Source organism: Micromonospora sp. NPDC004540 (assembly GCF_040610095.1).
Lineage (GTDB): Bacteria > Actinomycetota > Actinomycetes > Mycobacteriales > Micromonosporaceae > Micromonospora.
Genome location: NZ_JBEXLR010000012.1, coordinates 1 through 17,833 on the forward strand (window position 1 = coordinate 1; position 17,833 = coordinate 17,833).

Genomic DNA, 17,833 nt, shown 5'->3' on the forward strand with positions numbered 1-17,833 from the left:
GTTGAACGCCTTCGAGATGGCCTTCGAAGGCCGACTCGCCGCAGCCCGCAAGTAGTCCTCAACAACCCGTGTTACACCGTTTTCTTGACAGACCCACGGCGCCCGATCGGCGGCATGACAGGGCGTAGGGTCCCCGTGCCGGGGTGCATGATCGAGCGGTGTGGTCGACGCGACCGTCCTCGCGAGGATCAACGCAGGTGCTCGGCAGCCGGTGGGTGGTCGGCATGCTGGGCTAATGGTGATGCGGGACGGGGATGGCCAGGATCGACAAGAGCCGGATTGGGCGGCGCTGGCAGGTGAGTTCGGACTAGTCTCCGTGCCAGTCGATTTCGGCAGGTTCAACGACTTCCAGGACCTCGACGCGCTCGTCGAGACGGTGGAGACCCACGAGGACCTCACCGGGTTCGTGTTCGCACTTGAGGCCAATCTCCATCACGACCCCGAGGCGTGGGAGAACCGGACGCTGGAGAGTTACCTGGATGCTCTCCAGAGGTTCACCACTTCGTTGGACTCGTGGGCGCGGAACAATGCTCAGGCGTTACCGGTCCAGCCGACCTGGCATCTGATAGCAAGGCTGCTGCTGATCGCGCGCACATACGAGTAGCGGACGCGTTCGAGGCCACGCCGGGCGGCGTCACCCACCAGATTGCATGGTGGGCGCGATGAACCTCGTGCACCCAGCGCCACGTGATGTCATCGGCACCTCCGGACGGCATCCGGGCCAGGTCGGCGTGACGCCAGGTAGCGCGCGGATCGCAGCATGCACGCACCTCGCTCGGATCTATGGTGCCTGCTCCACAAACGTGTCGTCGAACGGCCATTGATCGGCGCTTAGATCGGTTCGGATGCTGCACCGGTACCTGAGTAGGTCGATCCGGTCCACGTCGTTCAGGTCCCGGTCCGGCTGTCTCGACGGATCGGCGTCGACGTTGTAGTACAGGTGGCCCTCCGCGATGTAGTCGCGACGAAAGTCCGTGCTCCACTGGGAGTTGTGACCCCATCCGTGGGATAGATCCACCGCTCTGCGGTTGCGCCGCCACCAGGCCCAGTACAGTGCCGAGCGTGCCGCCACGTCGGCGTCGAGGTGGTGGGCGCCGGCCCGGATCGCCACGCCTGCTCGGGCCACCAGCAGGCCGCCGACGATCGCGCCCGGCCAGAACTCGCCGATGACGCTCGGCGGCTCGTCGGCGTCGTCGCTGACCTGCACCTCGACGATCTCGTGGAAGAACGGGTGGAATGACGATTCGGCCAGCGGTACCGCCCTGATCGCCGCGCGAAACGCCGGCCATGCCGACGTGCCCGGGATGGTGCCCCGCCACCACGGCTTGCCGCTGGTCCCGTCCATTAACTCGGATTCCGGTTGAAACGCCGACACCAGCACGTCGACGATGCGACTGAACGCGTACAGCCCTTCCAGGGCCGTGTAGTGGTCGCCCTCGCGCGGTACAGGCACCCGGCGGCTGTCCAGACGGCCCAGCTCGTGCAACTCGGCTACAAGGTGAGGACGCCTATCAAGCCAGGGCTGTAACACCTCGCCGCCCCAACCCGGAGCCGGACCATCTCGCAGCTCGACGAACAAGTCTTGGAACTCCCACAGCGTCGACGGCACGCCGCGCACGTTAAGCCACCCGCACCGCGGCGACAACCGGCTTCTAACCGGACGTGGCCGGCATCGCAGGGCCAGCGCGCGTACGACTACGACACCTCAGCCCTCTTGATCACGTGCGCTGTCATCGGCAGATCCGCTCGTTGCGGCCGCTACGTTCCAGAGGCCATGTAGGCGGCGAGGATGTAGTTGGGGTGCCGGTCGAGGTTCTTGCGGGCGCGGTCGTAGCGCATGGTCGTCCGCGGATCGGCGTGACGGGCGGCGATCTGCACGTCGGGCAGGCTCACGCCAGCGTCGAGCATGGTTGTGACGAAGGTGTGGCGCAGCATGTGCGGGTGCATCCTCGGCATCCGTATCCCTGCAGTGGCCGCCAGGTGCTTGAGTCGGCGGGTTGCCGCGTGTCGGTCCATCCGCGCCCGGAGGGTGTTGCGAAGGATCGGCCCGCTGGTGCGGTCGTCGACGGCCCGGTCGATGGCTCGGGCCACCGCGGGTGGCAGCGGGACCAGCACGACCTTGCCACCCTTGCCGCGCACGCGCAGTACCCGGTGGCCGTGCTCCTCGCCCACGTCGGCGATGCTGGGCCCGCAGGCTTCGAAGATCCGCAGACCGAGCAGGCCCAGAAGCGCGACCAGGGCGAAGTCGTTCGGGTTGGTCGACAGTCGAGCGGTAGTGATCAGTGCCTCGAACTGCAGGTGGCCCAGCCCGAGGGTCGGCGATTCGGCCGGCACCGTCGGCCGGCGGACGTAGTCGGCCGGCGAGTGGTCCAGGATCGCGTCGATGACGCAGACCCGATAGAACCCGACGACGACGGACAGGCGCCGCGAGACCGTCGAGGGCTGGTACCGGCGTACGTCCTGCAGCCAGCGTAGATACCGCTCGACGTCCGCCCGTGCCGCAGCCAGCGGGTCGAGGTCATGGTCGGAGCACCAGCGTAGGAAGACTCGCAGGTCGGACTCGGTATGGACGCGAGTCTGGCCGCGGTAGCGGCCCAGGAAGGCGGACACCGCAGCGCGCAAAACGAGCTGATCGGTTGGTACGATGCCGCAAGCGGGAGCAGGAAAGGCAGCCATACATCACCGTGCGTCACCAGCAGCGATGAACGCCAGCACGCCCGGAGCGGCGTGTCCGGATGTCCTACCGCGGGCTGTAGCCACGCCGGCGCTTGATCGGCCCTCGGTCCGCGCCCGTGGGGCATACTTTCTCAGTCATGACCTTCAACGTCACTGCAGACGCCTATGACCGGTTCATGGGTCGGTTCTCCGAGCCGTTGGCCGTGCGGTTCGCAGAACTGGCCCAGGTACAGGCGGGCCAGCGGGCGCTAGACGTCGGGTGCGGACCGGGGGGACTGACCGCCCAGCTGGTGGACCGTCTGGGCGCAGACAACGTCTCGGCGGTCGACCCATCCGCCTCGTTCGTTGCAGCCGTCCGCGCGCGCTTGCCCGGGGTCGACGTGCGCTCGGCCGTGGCTGAACGTCTTCCCTTTCCTGACGACAGCTTCGACCTCGCTCTTGCCCAGCTGGTCGTGCACTTCATGGCCGATCCGGTGTCCGGGCTGTCGGAGATGGCTCGGGTCACCCGTCCCGGCGGCCTGGTCGCCGCCTGCGTGTGGGATCACGCCGGAGGCAGCGGTCCGCTCGCCACGTTCTGGCGGGCTGTGCACGACATCGATCCACATGTGCGCGACGAGTCGGAGCTGGCCGGGGCGCGCGAAGGTCACCTGGCCGAGCTTTGCGAAGCAGCACGCCTGAAGGACATCGAGCCCATATCGCTGACCGTCACTGTTCGGTTCGCCACATTCGACGACTGGTGGCAGCCGTTCACGCTCGGGGTCGGACCGGCCGGTGCCTATGTCGCGTGGCTGGACGATGCGCAGCGCGATGGCCTGCGCCGCCGATGTGTGCAGCTCCTGCCACCGTCACCGTTCAACATCTCTGCTTCAGCCTGGTGCGTGCGGGCTCGCGCCTGACCGCCGCCCAGCGCGGGGTCGCTCACTCCCAGCCACTTGTGTCACCGCCGTTCAGCCAACCGCATGACGGCACGACTCGCGGCAAAAGCGGATGTTTCATGCTGGCCGACCTACCAACTTCGACGGGACGCGGGTGGCGGCCTACTCGCCTGCGTTTGCGTGGGTGAGTAGGCGAGCGGCCAGCGCGCGCACCTCGGCTCTGAGTTCGGCGGGCCGTTCGATGGTGAAGGGCCAGCCGAGCCCGGCCAGCATCTGGGCGGCGCCGTCGAGGTGTTCGGCTCGGGTGGTCAGCCGCACTCCGTTGGCGACCTCGGTGAGTGTGCCGACCGAGGGAGGGATCCGCCGCCGTGCCTGGGCGAGGCTGGTGTGCAGCAGGACCGAGACGTCGTGGGCGTAGGGCACCGAGGCCAGTCCGGCGAGGACGTGGCCGGTGGGGTCGAATCCGGCCGGTACCTCGAACGCCCCGTCGGTGGCGCGGATAGTGCTGATGCGGTCGAGTCGGAATGTCCGCGCGGATCCGCTGGCGTGGTCGCGACCGGTGACGTACCAGCGGCCGTTGTGGAAGACCAGCCCGTACGGGTCGAGGCCGCGCTCGCTGGAGTGGCCATGCCAGGTGGTGTAGGTCAGCTGTACCGGGTGTCGGTGGCGGGCCGCCTCGGCGAGCACCAGCAGCACCTCGGTGCCGGGCGGGGCGGGTTGTCGGACGGGTCCGGTGACGTCCATGGTGATCAGTAGGGCGTCGATGCGTCGGGCAAGGGCGGCTGGCAGTACCCGGCGCAGCTTGGCGGTGGCGCTTTGGGTGGCCGCGTGATCGGCTGTGACCATGCCCGCGCGGCGTCCGGCGGCAAGGCCGAGGGCGATGGCGACCGCCTCGTCGTCGGTGAGCATGAGTGGCGGCAGCTTGTATCCGGGTGCGAGCCGGTACCCGCCGTAGCGGCCACGGCGCGCTTCGACCGGGATGCCCAGGTCGAGGAGGTGGGTCGCGTAGCGGCGGACGGTGCGCTCGTCGACGTCGAGCCGGCGGGCCAGGTCGCCGACGTTGAATGCGCCGCCCGACTGGAGGATCTCTAGCAGGGCCAGTACCCGCGCTGTCGGCCTGGCCAAAGACGTCCTCCTAATCCGGGCGGAAACTGTCCGGTATTGACCGTAGCGTACCGCGCATGACGACATTCGTACTGGTCCCCGGGTTCTGGCTCGGCACCTGGGCCTGGCATTCGACGGCCGCTGAACTACGCCGGCACGGCCACGACGTGTACCCGATCAGCCTGACCGGCCTCGGGGAGCGCGCTCACCTGGCCCGTCCCGACACCGACCTCGATGTCCACGTCACCGACGTGGTCAACCTCCTGCGCTACGAGGACCTTCGCGACGTGGTCCTCGTCGGGCACAGCTACGCCGGTAGCGTCGTCACCGCGGCCGCCGACCGCGTCACCGACCGCGTCGCCCAGCTGGTCTATGTCGACACCGGCCCGCTGCCCGACGGGGTGACCCACGTCGAGTTCACCCCGCCGGCCGAGCGCGAGCGCAACGCGGCATTGGTGGCCGACCACGGTGACGGGTGGCGGCTGCCGCCGCCGCCCTGGGCCGACCTGGCTGCCAGCGCGCCCGACGTGGATGACTCGATCGTCACGCTGCTGCGCGAGCGGTCGGTCGACCAGCCGTGGGCGACCGCCACCGCCCCGGTCCGGCTGACCGGGGCGTGGGAGAAGCTGCCCAGACTCGGCGTGCTGTCAAGCTTCACCGCCGCGCAGGCGCAGGGGATGGCCGCGACACTGCCGCTGTACCGCCACATGGCCGACGACGCGTGGCGCTACGAGGAACTGCCGACCTGGCATTGGCCGATGCTCAGCCGACCGGTCGAGCTGGCCGCAACCCTGCACCAGGCGCGGCTGACGGCGTAACCGCCGCTGCCGGGTGACCACACACCAGGCCACCCGGCAGCGGTACGCGGTCAACGACGGGAACCGAACAACCCGGCGCATGCACCCAAAGCAACGTCCGCAATTCGGCAGAGTCGGACGTGGCGGGGGCGGGGGCGGGCTGAACGCGCGCATCGCGGCAGAAGCGCGCACGCGGCCTTGCTTTATGGGCGGCCTCGCGGCGGCGGTATAAGCGACCTCGGTAATCTCGAGCCGTCCGGCGCTGGGGTGCTCGGCACTGTCGTGATCGCGCGACCATGGGCGGCAGCTGAAGGACTACCTCGACTGGCTAACGCACCTAGTGACGGAGATGTCGAGTGAGCCCCTGGGATTGCCACTGCCTTGACGGATTCGATGTCCCGAGCCTGCTCGGCACCTGGCCGGCACACCGGCCGCAGCGCGCTATCTCGGCGTTGCACCTGCCCGGAAGGGCTGCGGATGAGCCGCTGAGGGCGCGGCTATGATCCACTTATGAGCAAGCAAAGGCTGCCGCTGACAAAGGAGCAGAAGGTCGGGTTTGGGGTGGCGGCTGGTCTGCTCCCCATTCTCGCCATCATCATCACTATCGGAGCGATCAACGAGAGGAACGCGCCGACGTCTCCGGCTGCCACCACGACGGCAGCCCCGGCAGCGCAAGAGCCGGTAGAGCAGGCGCCTTCGCCGACACCTGCGGCTGCCGAGCCCAAGGCCGAGGCGGTCTTGACCGTGGAGAACAACAAGGATCTCGCAGCGCTCTTGGCAGCGGCGGAGAACCACGACCTGTTCCAGGAGTTCGCGACTAAGTACAATGGCCGAACCATCAAATTCGATGGCACCATTGCCGCAATGAACCACCACGGCGATTACAAGACGCGGTACGACATCTTGGTCCTCGCCGGAAATAGCATCGAGTCGGGAGTTACTGGGCCCAACTTCCAGTTCAAAGACGTCAACATCACCAGCGATCTGCGCCTCACGGGCTCGAACATCCCCGACACCATTGGCGTGGGGCAGAAGCTTCGCATCACTGCTGAGGTAGAGGGCTATGCCGGGAACCAAGACCTCTTCCTGCTCGATCCGGTTTCCACTGAGGTGAGATAAGACCGTGGCTGCAAAGAAGGCGGCGGGCTGCGTGTCGGCCGGTGCTGGCTGCGCCGGCGCGGCCGTCGAAGAGCTCCCCGACGAGGCGAGCCCTTCAGGGCATAGCCGGACGCCGCCCACTCAGCCGGTGAACGTTTCGGAGCCGCAAAGCACTCGTCAACTGGGCACGGGCTGTTATCGGTAGAGCGGCTGGTCCTGGGTGGGGTCGGCGGGGACCACGTCGAGGCGCGGGTCGGTGGTGAGCTGGGTGATCAGTGCCCGGGTCCCGCCGATCCCGGCCCAGTGCGGATCGACGTCCTTGGCCACGCACCAGGCGTGATCAGCGGGCCAGGCGAACGCCGGCTCGGCGTTGCTGAGACGACGCTGGCCCGGCCACCCCGCAGCGGTGTCCCATGTGCCGACGTCGGCTAACGGCCCTCGAAACAACCAGTACGCGCGGTTGGGCACCACAACCTTGGGTGCACGCGGCATCGAGGGCTGGGCAGCGGGTGTGGGCGCCAGTCCCGGCTGGCCGCCGGACCGCTCGAGCGGGGCTCCGCTGTTCTCTTCGTCGATGTACACAGCGTTGTCGTCGGCTGCGACGTCGGCGTCGCCGAAGCCTTCCCAGACGCAGAAGTAGCAGTGTTCGGGGGTTGTGGTGTGGGTGGCCAGCACCTCGAAAAGAGTGGGCAGCTGGTCCGTGGGCCAGCCCGCGGCGGCGTCGTTCTCGCTTTGGCCGGGGCGTGCCGGATCGGGCAGAAACCGAAGCCGCGCGTAGGCGTCGAAGCCCGCAGGGCCGAAGGTCACAAGACGCTGCCACGACAGGTCGCTATGGGCGATCCAGTCGGCGGCCGACAGCTCCCGACAGAAGTTGAGTGTCACGTCCCGGTTCTACCGCCAAGGCCCGTGCCGGCGCAGCCGCCAGGCCACACCGACGGGTCAGATAGGGAGTGAACTGCCGCCCAAGGGCAAGGCAGAAGCGTCGAATCCCGCGCGAGGCAGAGAGCAGGCTGCGAGGGAGTAGGCGCGCGATGACTGTGTTTGCTGCCGCGCACGTGTGGGTGAGTCGTCGCTTATCCTCATGGCCGTGCCGGGATCTCTGTCGCCCCGTCTCGCCGCGATCGTGAACGCGCTTCCGCTCCACCCGCACTCCCGCGTCCTCGAAATCGGGTGCGGGCCCGGGGCGGCCGCACGAGCGGTCGCAGCCCGACTCACCACCGGCCACATCTTGGCCATCGACCGGTCTGCCACCGCTATCGCCCAGGCAGAGGCCGCCGCAGTGGACGAGATCAGGTCAGGCCGTATGGGTGTCCGCCGCGTTGCTTGCCGAAGACTTCGTCCTGCAGACCCAAGAAGAGCCGTACGAGATCGTGTTCGCCGTCCGCGTTGGCGCCCTCGACGGGCGCCACCCCGAGATCGGTCAGCGGGTGCTGCAGCATATCGCCGGGGCGACCAAGGCAGACGCCCGGCTCTTCATCGACGGCGGCGATCCGCTTCGTGAACTACCCATCCCGCGGCCCTGAGCCGAACGAAGGGGCTCGGCGGTCGATGTAGCGACGCACCGGTCGTGCTCGCTGCATCAGCTGACCAGCGCTACATCGACGCCTTGGACGGGTATGCGTCCACGGCAACCCCGACACACACTGTCATCGGCAATAGCGGATGCCCAGCATCTGGCGTCGGCATCGCCGGCACCGCAGATCGTGGCCGTATCCGGCGCCACCGGTGTTCTATGGGATCAACTCAGCCACGGAAAGCGCCTCGTCCAGCCGACCAGCGGCCAGGTCGTCGTGACGGATCACGAAACTCCCGTCGCTCCGGTAATAGAACTCGTTTTCTACGGGAAAGCGGGCGAGCGACACCCACTCAATCGTCAGCCGGTGCGCCTCCTTCTCCACATGGGAATACCATTTCGCGACCGGGATGACGATCTCGCCGGTCTTCTCGCGCCACGCAAGGGTCTGCTCGGCAATACTCCTGATTACCTCCTCGTCGGCGTACCCGCCGATATAGGCGCTGGCGTACCCGTTGTCAGGCGGCCAGAGATCGTTGGCCAGAGCACAGAGTTCGTCAAGGTGCGGCAGGTCACGCTCGAGGTCACGGGCCAACTGCTGCTGGAAGGGCGACAGGTCGTCCTCGTCCTCCTCGTCCTCGTCCGTCCCGAACCAATCGGGGAACTCCGCGCGCAGCGTGGCACCGACGTCGTACTGCTTGTCGACGAACGCGTGGTCGGTGGATCCTGCCGCCACCTCGGTATCGGTGCCGGCCGGCACATACACGACTCGCCCGTACCTCCGCTCCCCGGTGGCAGCGGCCTGCTCGTGGTTCAGGAAGAACAGCAGCGAGCCGTCTGCCGGCAGGCCGGAGCCGTCGACTCTTGGCAGCGCCGCACAGTCGACCGAGAAGATGAACGGCAACGGACTGACACCGTCGGACGGCCAGTCCATGCCCACCGGCAGCCGGGGCAGCCCGCCGAACTGCCCGACCGGAACATCGCTGGATCCTCCGCTCAACCGGATCGACAAACGGAGGTGCTGGATGAACCGGCTGACCTCGTCGTCCGGGATGCCCAACGCGAGCGCTGCACGACGAAGCTGCCCCTGATGATCCATAGCGCAACATGGTGCCACGAGGGCGAGCCCGGCGACCGGGTGCCCCACGGCCCGCAGGCGCTGTCGTCGGCATCGCTGCCGCCGTGATCGGGTGCGCACATTTCGGCAGATCCGGTCGTTCAGCGACCGGTGAGCCGGCGCCCTGATCGCGGCAATGGGCGAACGCCGTGAGTAGTGCGCTGCTGGCGAGCACCGCAAGGGCCGCGGCTGTGTCAGAGGTTATCGATGTAGACGACCACCGCGTCGGGCGGTGGCGCCGATCGCAGGATGGATGTCGCGTCGGCGTCGACGTACAGCCACGCATGGTGCGGCGTCCAGTTCAGGATGCCGCCGGTCTCGCGGTCGCCAGTATAGAGGCCACGTTGTGGCTCAAGTGGCCAACCGCGGCTGCGAAGGTGCTCGACGAGCCGGGTCACCGTCGTTGCCCGGCCGGCACCGTCGGCGGCCGTCACCACGAACTCGGCCGTACAGTTGCCACTGCTGCCGCCATCGGCGCATTCGTCGGCTGATACCAGGTGCAGCGACGCCGGTAACGGAAGGACCTCGTCGGCTCGGACGGCGACCCGCAGTGAACCATCGCCGTCGGTTTGGACCAGGCCGAGCCCACAGCCGCACAGAAGCACCATGCCGGCGAGCGGTGCCACAGAGGCGACCCACCGCGCGTGGACGGCCAGCGAAGTGTGTTCGATCCGGTGACCAGCCGAGAGAGCGTGCACGCTCCAGTCGATGACCAACGCAGCCAGGCACACACCGCCGATCAGCAACCACACCACGAACCAGTCAAGCCACGGTGCGGCAATCAGGTGGTGAGGCCATTGCGAGACGGCGAACGTGGTGATCAGTGCGGCGATCCAACCGAAACCAAGGGTCACGCCGGTCGCACGGCCAGCACGAGTACCCCATGCCCACCCACCGACTATGGTCAGACCGCAAATCGCCGCCACTACAGCGAGCAGCGGCGTACCTTGCCACAGCGGCAACGATCCGAGCCCAACACCGGCCACGCTCAGCCACCAGCGCCAACCGTTGCCCGACGTCATCTGCCAGAACTCTCCTACCGCTGCGAGTTGACGAGTAACGTTTTCAGACGTCCGCGAAGACGAGGGCAGCTTACAGCCGGTGAGGTGCAGCGGGATCGGCTGGCGTAGTGCCAATGATCTTCGTCGAATCGGACCCCCACGATCCTCGGCTCGCGCCCGACGCCCCTACTGTCGGCAGGTCCGGAAGCCAAGCTGTGCCGCGGTCGGGGTTCCGTCACCCAGGATTGGTGACCCGGGCTGGCCATGGAATCCCGCGGGCGTCAACTTGCCCATTGCTACAGGTAGGCCGACCTGGCTGAAAAGTTGCCTTTCGGCGGTACCTGGCACTGCACTCGTCCCCTGCGCCGATTCCCTGGCTCAGTGTTGCGCCAGGCCGTCTCGGGCGAAGTCCTGGGGCGGCCCCTCTGCGCTTCCGGTCCGCGCCAACCTCGCCCGGCAACATGAGTCGCTGACCGGTCTTGTCAGGGTGTGACAGGCGGGCGGCGAGTTCATTGGAGCTGACAGCCGAGATCTGGGCGGTGCATGTCATCCACGGCATGCCCGCCGGGTGGGGACCACTTGTCCGGCGAGGCTATCGGTCCGGCATGGCTGGCGCGGCGTACTGACACACGGCAGCCCTTCGCTACGCGCAAGGGAGGAGAGCCCCCACCGGACCTCACGGTCCTTCGCCCCGTCCCCACCGCGGCGGCCCACACATCCCTGTGGAGCGCTGCAATGCACACGATCTCTGCTCTGAACGACCTGGTTTTGGCCGCCGCCCCTGGTGGTGGAGGCCCGAAGTCCATTGCCCAGGTCATTTCCAACATCACTGGCTGGGTCATGGGCATCATCGCGTTGGTCGCGACGATGTTCCTGGTCATCGGCGGCCTGCGCTACATGGCCGCCGGGGGCGACCCGGCCCAGGTTGAGCAGGCAAATATTGAAGACACCAATTGAAGGGCGACGCGCCCGTGAGCGCTCCGGGGTGGCGGCGGTTTCTGCGGACTAGTCGGCGGGCTCCGGCGCCAGCCGGAACCCACCGGCGGGGCGCGGCCACGCCAAACGCCGGCGGCCGGTGCCAGTGGCCTGGGCATATTGGCCAGCCCACCGGCCGCGGCGTCCCCTGCCGTTCCGAGGCGATCGAGCGCAGATGAACGGCCGGACCGGCTGACCAGGTGCTGTCGGCTCTGCGGTGGCACTTCGTCGCGCTGGTCGACCATCCGGGCGCCTCGATCATCGGGCAGGGCGATGCCGCACTGGCCGAGCTGATCGACAAGCCCTGACCTTTCGGCGGTTCGGCACCCATCCCGGAGGGGCCTACTTTCATCCAAAAATTCAGAAGTTGAATCGTATCGATCTAAAGATTAGCGTGTGGCTCATCGATCTTTTGTGCTGCGAGATCGAAGACGCCGGTCCAAGGGAGGCGAGCCCCACGGATCCTCCCGACCGGGCTCCCCACCACTCGCACCAGGAGGAACCATGACCGCACCGAACGGCCGGCACCGACGCCGGAGAGCCGCGCTCGCGGCCGCAGGTGCCGCTTTGGCGACCCTGCTCGCTGCCGTCCCCGTCACCCAGTCCGCGGCGGCGCCCGTCAACGCCGACGTCCCGCCCCAGGAACCCGGCGTCACCCTGCGCTCATACGACATGGGCGTACCACTGTCGGCGCTGTGCACCCTCAAACCCGCACAGACTCCGAACGTCGACAAGCTGATGCCGCAGATCAACTGGACCAGCACCGACGAGTTCGGTCTGTCCGACCGGTTCATCAGCCACGCCATCGCCAACCTCACCGTGCCCACCGCCGGGGAGTACACGTTCCGCCTCACCAGCGACGACGGATCGCGGCTGACGATCGACGACAAGCTCGTCGTCGACCACGACGGCCTGCACGGCGAAACCTCCAAGGAAGGGTCGCTCACCCTGACCGCCGGCCTGCACCCGTTGTTCGTCGAGTTCTTCGAGAACGGCGGCGGCCAGGTGCTGCGGCTGGAGTGGCGTCCCCCGGGCGCGAGCGGATTCGAGCTCGTGCCGACCTCCGCGTTGAGCACCGAGGCCGACGTCGTACGCGTCACCGCCCCGGGATGGAAGTACTGCGAGGGTGCGACCGACTCGGCGGGAGACGGCCTTCCCCTGGATCGGGTACACCCCGGCTACACGCTCACCGACCTGCGCCCCGAAGGCTTCAAGCCGCAGGTCACCGGCATGGCCTTCCTGCCCGACGGCGACCTGGTGATCTCGACCTGGGGCGGCACCGACAACGCGACCGGCGAGGTCTACCTGGTCGAGGGCGTCACCGGCAAGAGCGGCCCCGGACAGGTCACCTACCGCAAGTTCGCGCAAGGGCTGCGCGAACCGCAGGGAGTGGCGGTGGTCGACGGCACCGTCTACGTCAGCCAGAAGCACGAGCTGACCGCCCTGCGCGACACCGACGGCGACGGCGTCGCCGATGACTACCGGACGGTGGCAACCTGGCCGTGGGGCGGCAACTTCCACGAGTTCGCGTTCGGCCTGCTCTACCGGGACGGGTACTTCTATCTCAACCTGTCAGTCGCCATCAACCTTGGTGGCGCCACCACCGTGCCCCAGCCGGCGCGCAACCGCGGCACGTCGATCAAGGTGAACGCCGCGACCGGCGAGATCACGTACGTCGCCGGCGGCCTGCGCACCCCCAACGGCATCGGCTGGGGACCGCGCGGCGAGGTCCTCGTCACCGACAACCAGGGGGGCTGGTTGCCCGCGAACAAGCTGGTCCAGATCAAGCAAGGGGCGTTCTACAACCACTACACCACCCCCGCGGGCCCGTATGACGACAAAGCGGTGACCCGTCCCATCGTCTGGCTGCCGCAGAACGAGATCGCCAACTCGCCGTCCACGCCGGTGCTGCTGAAGCAGGGGCCGTACGCAGGGCAGCTGGTCGTCGGTGACGTGACCTACGGCGGACTGCAGCGCGTCTTCCTGGAAGAGATCGAGGGCCAGTACCAGGGTGCGGTGTTCCGGCACACGCAGGGCCTGGAGTCCGGCATCAACGAGGTGGCCCTCGGCCCCGACGGCGCGCTCTACGTCGGCGGCCTGGGCGCCGGCGGCAACTGGGGCCAGGAGGGCAAGCTCACCTACGGCCTGCAGAAGCTGACACCCAACGGCACCTCGGTCTTCGAGGTCAAGCAGATGCGCGCGTCGCACGTCGGATTCGAGCTGGAGTACACCGAGCCGCTGTCCGCCGAGACCGCGCAGCAGCTCGCCGACGCGTACCAGGTGGAACAGTGGCGCTACGGCGCCACGAGCCAGTACGGCGGTCCGAAGCTCGAGCTGGAGACGCTCAAGGTGGCCAAGGCCGAGCTGTCGGCCGACGGCCGCACGGTCAAGCTGCAGATCCCGGGCCTGAAGGAGAACCGCGTCGTGCACGTACGCTCTCCGCGTCCGTTCTCCTCCGCCAGCGGCGAGGAGCTGTGGAACACTGAGGCCTGGTACACGCTCAACGAGATCCCGGGCCGCGTGGTGCAACCGCAGACATTCTTCGAGGCCGAAGAGGGCCGAACTGTCGCGGTCGGTATGGCCACCGACCACGCCGCCTACTCCGGCGCGGGCTTCGCCGCCGGGTTCACCGAGAACGGCTCGTCGACCCGGATCTCCGTCGACGTCGGCGAGAGCGGCAGCTACGACCTGGCGATGCGCTACAGCAACGGCCCGAACCCCTACTCAGGGCAGAAACAGCTGAGCTTGTACGTCAACGGCGAACGCGTCGAGCAGACGGTCTTCCCCTCGACCGTGACTTGGGAGGAATGGGGGACGGTTACCACCACCGTGCCGCTGAACAAGGGGCGCAACTTGGTCGAGTACCGCAAGGAGGCCGCGGACTCCGGACACGTGAATCTCGACGTGCTCGCGGTGCGGCCGCACGGCAAGCGCATCGCACTGTTCAACGGACGCGAGCTCACCGAATGGCAACACACCGACGGACGCGAACCGACCTGGACCGTCGCCGACGGCGCCATGACGGTGCGCAACGGTGACCTGCGCACGTTGCAGGCCTTCGGGGACTTCCGGCTGCACCTCGAGTTCAACCTGCCGCTGTACCCGCCGGACGTGACCGGCCAGGCGCGCGCCAACAGCGGCGTGTTCCTGCAGGATCGCTACGAGATCCAGATACTGGACTCGTTCGGCATCGACCCGCCCCAGAAGAACGACGCCGCGGCCATCTACAACCAGAAGGCCCCCGACGTGAACGCGGCGCTGCCGCCCGAGACCTGGCAGACGTACGACATCGTCTACCGGCAGGCCCGCTACGACGCGGCCGGCAAGAAGGTCGAGAACCCGCGCGTCACGGTGGTCTGGAACGGCGTGAAGGTGCAGGACGACGTCGAGATCCTCGGCCCGACCGGCAGCAGCCGGCCCGAAGGCCCGGCGACGGGTGCCATCCGGCTGCAGGATCACGGCAACCCGGTCCAGTACCGCAACATCTGGATCGAGCCCCTGGACCTGTAGGTTCGCCAGCGATCAGAACGCGGGCGGTCGGGTACCGGTTCGCCGGCCCGGCCGCCCGCGGCCTGGATGGCCCGACAGCTTGTGCCCTGGCACAACGGAGGTGGTCGTGGCAATGACGGTTGATTCAGGGCGTCGCGGTGACATCTGGAGACTTCACGCCGACGACCGACCGGTGTGGACCATCGCCCGGTCACCCCCGACAACCAGGTCCACCAGCCGCTCGACTGACCGCCCCTGGTCGACCTTGCCCACCACGAGGCCGTAGTCCGTCATGGCCCCCGCTTCTCTCGCCAAATCCAGTGGTCTGTGATCCCTGGCGACTGCATTTCAGGTAGGCCGCGCCGCACGCGGGGCCGGGCTTGTAGGGCTGATGAACGCGCGTCCTGCCCGCTTATCGGTCCTGATAGTGGTGGTCACTGGAGTCGTAGAGGACGACGAAGCCCCGGCGGGTTGGTGCGGGCTGATCCCGAGCAGGCGTACGAGCGCCGGCCTGCCGTGGAGCGGGATGCAGTCCTGTGACCGGGGATGGGTGTAGGTCTCAGCCGATAGTGCCTTCGATCTTGTCGGTCAGGTCGAGGATGTCCGGGACGGCGCCCAACACGGTGACCTCGACCAAGGCGCCGTCGCGGCCGTACCGGCGGCGGTACTCGGCGTAGGGGTAGTCGGCGATCGGTAGCCAGGATCGATGGCCCCTCATGGGGTGGTTCTTCTGCGTCACAGCCCCGGAGTTGAGCCGGCACAGTTCGATTCGTGGGCCGTGTCGCTCGACGAGGGCGCGGGTGTCGACGTGCAGGACCACCTGGTTCTCGGTGCGGTATTCCTTCGCTTGACGCAGCCGGTCCAGCCGCTCGGCGCTGGCCCAGAAGAAGACCCGCGAGTTGATGGCCGCGAGGTACTCGGTCAGCGAAGAGCTTGGATCAATCTTCTCCGCGACGAATTTCATCGGCCTCTGGTCGCGGATCACGGCAGGCGGCAGGCCGGGTGCGCGCAGAACGGTGGACTGCTTGCGAGGGGCGTTCAGGAGTCGGTCACGCTCGGCGGCGCCTAGGTTGAAGAGATTGAGCAGTTGGTGCGTGGACAGGAGGCCGTGTCGCTGGACCGATGGCCACGCGGTCGCCGACATCGTGTGGAAGACCCGCGGATGGCGCGCGATCAGTTCCTCGACGTCCATGACGGTCATCATGCCGGACATCCGCGACCACGGGCCATCAGGGATCCGCTCGACGTCCTCCCATCACTTTGTCGACGGGTGACCTGCAGCGCTGGCAACTCCTCGGCGCTACGCCTACGCCTGTCAAGACAACCGCCACCCTCCGTAGTGACGGAATCGCGGCAACGCGTTTCCGCAGCGCCCGCAGGACCAGCACGTCCTCGTGCGCCACCAGGTGCACAGGGATGCCGTCGTCCCTGGCGTGGCGAACGGCGAGGAGCCCGAACATGTTGGCCCAGTACACGATCTGCCCGTCACGGACGGCTGCGAGCATCGCCGCGCACCGCTGCACCGGAATCAGCCCCACCGACCGGGAGACAGCGAGGAACTCGCCGGGCAGGTCGATCAGGTCGTCCCGCTGGCGGCTGTATCACCGCGGCGCAGCGCGGTGGCTGGTGTTGACGTGGCGTTGGTGGATCAGTGGCAGCTGATGCGGCGGTTGGTTCGTCGCGGACGATGAGGGTGACCTTTTGGCCCGTAACGCGTTCCAGCTAAAGATCATGTGGTGCCACATGGTTCGGTGTCACGGTCACGACGGCGCACTCCTCGCCGGGCACGAGGCCCGGCGGGTCGGCCCGGAAGCACCGTTAGATCCAAAGTCCCCCACAGTCGCCAGTCCACGGCCAGCCGCGGGCCTACGCGATCGCGTGCGTGCAACGCATCGACTCGTCGGGTGTGGCCTGGTCGTTGGTGCGCTGAAGGTGCGCCTCGCCCCAGACCCGGACGCCTTCCACGACGGGCAAAACCGTGGTGCCGTAGGAGGTGAGCCTGTAGATGATTGGCGCCGGGATGGGTCCGGTCACGACGCGCTCGACGAGCCCGTCAGCCTCGAGCTCGCGCAGCTGCTCGGCCAGCACTTTGGGCGTGATCGGCGCGCCCAGACGGCGGAGGCCGGCGAAGTGGCACTCGCCATGGGCTAGCCAGTACAGAAGGGTCAGCTTCCACTTTCCACCGATCGCGGCGAACGCCGCGGACATTGGGCAGCCGGGTAGAGGATTGGGACGCGACGGTGAGGGGTTACCTGCAGGTGCCTTCTTGTTCATGGGCGTGCTCCGCTCAGATAGTCGGATCATGAACCTTCACACCAAGATCACCGCGCCGTACAAGCAGATCCTGGTCCCGTGCCTGTCGCTTCTCATGCTGACCGTGATAGCGGCGTCGGGCGACGCGGTGGCGGCTCCCCTCAGGGCTTCGGCGGCTGTCGAGGACGGCCAACGTGACTTCGACTGGGAGATCGGTGCCTGGCATACCAAGGTGCGGGTCCTCGCCGATCCGCTCTCGGAATCCGAGGATGAATGGCTCCACTTCGAGGGTACGAGCGTCGTGCGCCCACTGCTGGACCGGCATGCGCATGTCGTCGAACTCAAGGTCTCGGGGCCGAACGGACGGATCGAGGGCCTCAATCTGCGGCTCTATGAACCCCAGGCGGGGCGCTGGAGCCTGACCTTCGTGAACATCCGCGATGGCCTGCTCACCCCGTCCGTGTACGGCGGGTTCCACGACGGTGTCGCCGAGTTCTACGGCGACGACCAACTCGGGGGACGTGCGATCAAGGTGCGCTTCCTCATCTTCCGGCAGGGCCCGGACAAGGCGAGATTCGAGCAGGCCTTCTCAGACGACGCCGGGGAGACGTGGGAAACGAACTGGATCGCCGTGGACAACCGAATTGACCATGCCAGCTGAACTTCCTTTTCAACCTCGGCGCCGCGGTCACCGGCGCTTGGAACGCCCAGGCCAGTGGCACCAACGGAACCGTCCGGTTAACCAACGTGAGCTACAACGGACACGTCGGCGCCCAGGAGTCGACCAACTTCGGCTTCCAGGGCACCGGCACCGGCCCGGGCGCGACGGCCACCTGCGCGGCCGGCTGACCCCACCCGATCCCGCGGCCCGGAGCGGAGGACCACTCTCCGCGCCGGGCCCGTCCCCGTCCTGCGGTACGGGCCGGACCGGCCGG

Annotated in this window: 16 protein-coding genes and 2 pseudogenes; 10 read left to right on the top strand and 8 right to left on the bottom strand. The window is 67.7% G+C overall.

Annotated features, from left to right (window positions below; genetic code table 11):
* The first annotated feature begins 160 nt into the window (after positions 1-160).
* Positions 161-604 carry a hypothetical protein gene (locus ABZV78_RS06395; protein ID WP_355635871.1) on the top strand — a complete coding sequence of 148 codons (444 nt, stop codon included), beginning with the start codon at positions 161-163 and terminating at the stop codon, positions 602-604.
* Between the two features lie 177 nt (positions 605-781).
* On the opposite strand, the gene ABZV78_RS06400 is transcribed toward ABZV78_RS06395, so the two are convergent.
* Both ABZV78_RS06400 and ABZV78_RS06405 read right to left on the bottom strand, forming a co-directional pair.
* Positions 782-1,609: a hypothetical protein gene (locus ABZV78_RS06400; protein WP_355635873.1), complete on the bottom strand. Its 828-nt coding sequence runs from the start codon at positions 1,607-1,609 to the stop codon at positions 782-784.
* Positions 1,610-1,758: 149 nt separating this feature from the next.
* Complete coding sequence (locus ABZV78_RS06405) at positions 1,759-2,676, bottom strand: tyrosine-type recombinase/integrase (RefSeq protein ID WP_355635875.1); 918 nt, start codon at positions 2,674-2,676, stop codon at positions 1,759-1,761.
* A 137-nt stretch (positions 2,677-2,813) separates the two neighbouring features.
* Here ABZV78_RS06405 and ABZV78_RS06410 point away from each other — a divergent pair, with 137 nt between their 5' ends.
* Complete coding sequence (locus ABZV78_RS06410) at positions 2,814-3,572, top strand: methyltransferase domain-containing protein (RefSeq protein WP_355635877.1); 759 nt, start codon at positions 2,814-2,816, stop codon at positions 3,570-3,572.
* 141 nt (positions 3,573-3,713) lie between these two features.
* Here ABZV78_RS06410 and ABZV78_RS06415 read toward each other — a convergent pair whose 3' ends face one another.
* Positions 3,714-4,676 (bottom strand): YafY family protein, encoded by a 963-nt coding sequence (locus ABZV78_RS06415; protein ID WP_355636011.1) that lies wholly within the window; start codon positions 4,674-4,676, stop codon positions 3,714-3,716.
* A gap of 56 nt (positions 4,677-4,732) precedes the next feature.
* Here ABZV78_RS06415 and ABZV78_RS06420 point away from each other — a divergent pair, with 56 nt between their 5' ends.
* Positions 4,733-5,473: an alpha/beta hydrolase gene (locus tag ABZV78_RS06420; RefSeq protein WP_355635879.1), complete on the top strand. Its 741-nt coding sequence runs from the start codon at positions 4,733-4,735 to the stop codon at positions 5,471-5,473.
* Between the two features lie 489 nt (positions 5,474-5,962).
* Complete coding sequence (locus ABZV78_RS06425) at positions 5,963-6,571, top strand: DUF4839 domain-containing protein (protein ID WP_355635881.1); 609 nt, start codon at positions 5,963-5,965, stop codon at positions 6,569-6,571.
* 174 nt (positions 6,572-6,745) lie between these two features.
* On the opposite strand, the gene ABZV78_RS06430 is transcribed toward ABZV78_RS06425, so the two are convergent.
* Positions 6,746-7,432 (bottom strand): hypothetical protein, encoded by a 687-nt coding sequence (locus ABZV78_RS06430; protein ID WP_355635883.1) that lies wholly within the window; start codon positions 7,430-7,432, stop codon positions 6,746-6,748.
* 199 nt (positions 7,433-7,631) lie between these two features.
* Between ABZV78_RS06430 and ABZV78_RS06435 the strand changes: the two are divergent.
* Positions 7,632-7,781 (top strand): annotated as a pseudogene (locus tag ABZV78_RS06435) (hypothetical protein); the annotation flags it as partial.
* Positions 7,782-7,857: 76 nt separating this feature from the next.
* A complete protein-coding gene (locus ABZV78_RS06440) occupies positions 7,858-8,073 on the top strand; it encodes a hypothetical protein (protein WP_355636017.1) in 216 nt (71 codons plus the stop codon).
* Between the two features lie 207 nt (positions 8,074-8,280).
* On the opposite strand, the gene ABZV78_RS06445 is transcribed toward ABZV78_RS06440, so the two are convergent.
* Positions 8,281-9,162 carry a DUF1963 domain-containing protein gene (locus ABZV78_RS06445; RefSeq protein ID WP_355635884.1) on the bottom strand — a complete coding sequence of 294 codons (882 nt, stop codon included), beginning with the start codon at positions 9,160-9,162 and terminating at the stop codon, positions 8,281-8,283.
* Between the two features lie 212 nt (positions 9,163-9,374).
* Positions 9,375-10,202, bottom strand: a complete 828-nt coding sequence (locus ABZV78_RS06450) for a hypothetical protein (protein WP_355635886.1) — start codon at positions 10,200-10,202, stop codon at positions 9,375-9,377.
* A gap of 714 nt (positions 10,203-10,916) precedes the next feature.
* Here ABZV78_RS06450 and ABZV78_RS06455 point away from each other — a divergent pair.
* Positions 10,917-11,138: a hypothetical protein gene (locus ABZV78_RS06455; protein ID WP_355635888.1), complete on the top strand. Its 222-nt coding sequence runs from the start codon at positions 10,917-10,919 to the stop codon at positions 11,136-11,138.
* A gap of 522 nt (positions 11,139-11,660) precedes the next feature.
* Complete coding sequence (locus ABZV78_RS06460; protein WP_355635889.1) at positions 11,661-14,666, top strand: family 16 glycoside hydrolase; 3,006 nt, start codon at positions 11,661-11,663, stop codon at positions 14,664-14,666.
* Positions 14,667-15,204: 538 nt separating this feature from the next.
* Here ABZV78_RS06460 and ABZV78_RS06465 read toward each other — a convergent pair.
* Entirely contained in the window at positions 15,205-15,837 is a 633-nt protein-coding gene (locus tag ABZV78_RS06465; RefSeq protein ID WP_355635891.1) for a hypothetical protein, read from the bottom strand.
* A gap of 674 nt (positions 15,838-16,511) precedes the next feature.
* Positions 16,512-16,853 carry a helix-turn-helix domain-containing protein gene (locus tag ABZV78_RS06470; RefSeq protein WP_355635893.1) on the bottom strand — a complete coding sequence of 114 codons (342 nt, stop codon included), beginning with the start codon at positions 16,851-16,853 and terminating at the stop codon, positions 16,512-16,514.
* Positions 16,854-16,947: 94 nt separating this feature from the next.
* Here ABZV78_RS06470 and ABZV78_RS06475 point away from each other — a divergent pair, with 94 nt between their 5' ends.
* Together ABZV78_RS06475 and ABZV78_RS06480 are read left to right on the top strand one after the other, a co-directional pair.
* Positions 16,948-17,559, top strand: a complete 612-nt coding sequence (locus ABZV78_RS06475) for a hypothetical protein (RefSeq protein WP_355635895.1) — start codon at positions 16,948-16,950, stop codon at positions 17,557-17,559.
* 17 nt (positions 17,560-17,576) lie between these two features.
* A pseudogene (locus ABZV78_RS06480) lies at positions 17,577-17,747 on the top strand (cellulose binding domain-containing protein); the annotation flags it as partial.
* Between the last annotated feature and the right edge of the window lie 86 nt (positions 17,748-17,833).

Excerpts from the sequence above, each read along its gene's own strand:
- ABZV78_RS06460 (WP_355635889.1), top strand. The coding sequence starts at position 11,661 with ATGACCGCACCGAACGGCCGGCACCGACGCCGGAGAGCCGCGCTCGCG.
- ABZV78_RS06420 (WP_355635879.1), top strand. The coding sequence starts at position 4,733 with ATGACGACATTCGTACTGGTCCCCGGGTTCTGGCTCGGCACCTGGGCC.
- ABZV78_RS06405 (WP_355635875.1), bottom strand. The coding sequence starts at position 2,676 with ATGGCTGCCTTTCCTGCTCCCGCTTGCGGCATCGTACCAACCGATCAG.
- ABZV78_RS06410 (WP_355635877.1), top strand. The coding sequence starts at position 2,814 with ATGACCTTCAACGTCACTGCAGACGCCTATGACCGGTTCATGGGTCGG.
- ABZV78_RS06465 (WP_355635891.1), bottom strand. The coding sequence starts at position 15,837 with ATGGACGTCGAGGAACTGATCGCGCGCCATCCGCGGGTCTTCCACACG.
- ABZV78_RS06425 (WP_355635881.1), top strand. The coding sequence starts at position 5,963 with ATGAGCAAGCAAAGGCTGCCGCTGACAAAGGAGCAGAAGGTCGGGTTT.
- ABZV78_RS06455 (WP_355635888.1), top strand. The coding sequence starts at position 10,917 with ATGCACACGATCTCTGCTCTGAACGACCTGGTTTTGGCCGCCGCCCCT.
- ABZV78_RS06470 (WP_355635893.1), bottom strand. The coding sequence starts at position 16,853 with ATGTCCGCGGCGTTCGCCGCGATCGGTGGAAAGTGGAAGCTGACCCTT.
- ABZV78_RS06450 (WP_355635886.1), bottom strand. The coding sequence starts at position 10,202 with ATGACGTCGGGCAACGGTTGGCGCTGGTGGCTGAGCGTGGCCGGTGTT.
- ABZV78_RS06445 (WP_355635884.1), bottom strand. The coding sequence starts at position 9,162 with ATGGATCATCAGGGGCAGCTTCGTCGTGCAGCGCTCGCGTTGGGCATC.
- ABZV78_RS06475 (WP_355635895.1), top strand. The coding sequence starts at position 16,948 with ATGAACCTTCACACCAAGATCACCGCGCCGTACAAGCAGATCCTGGTC.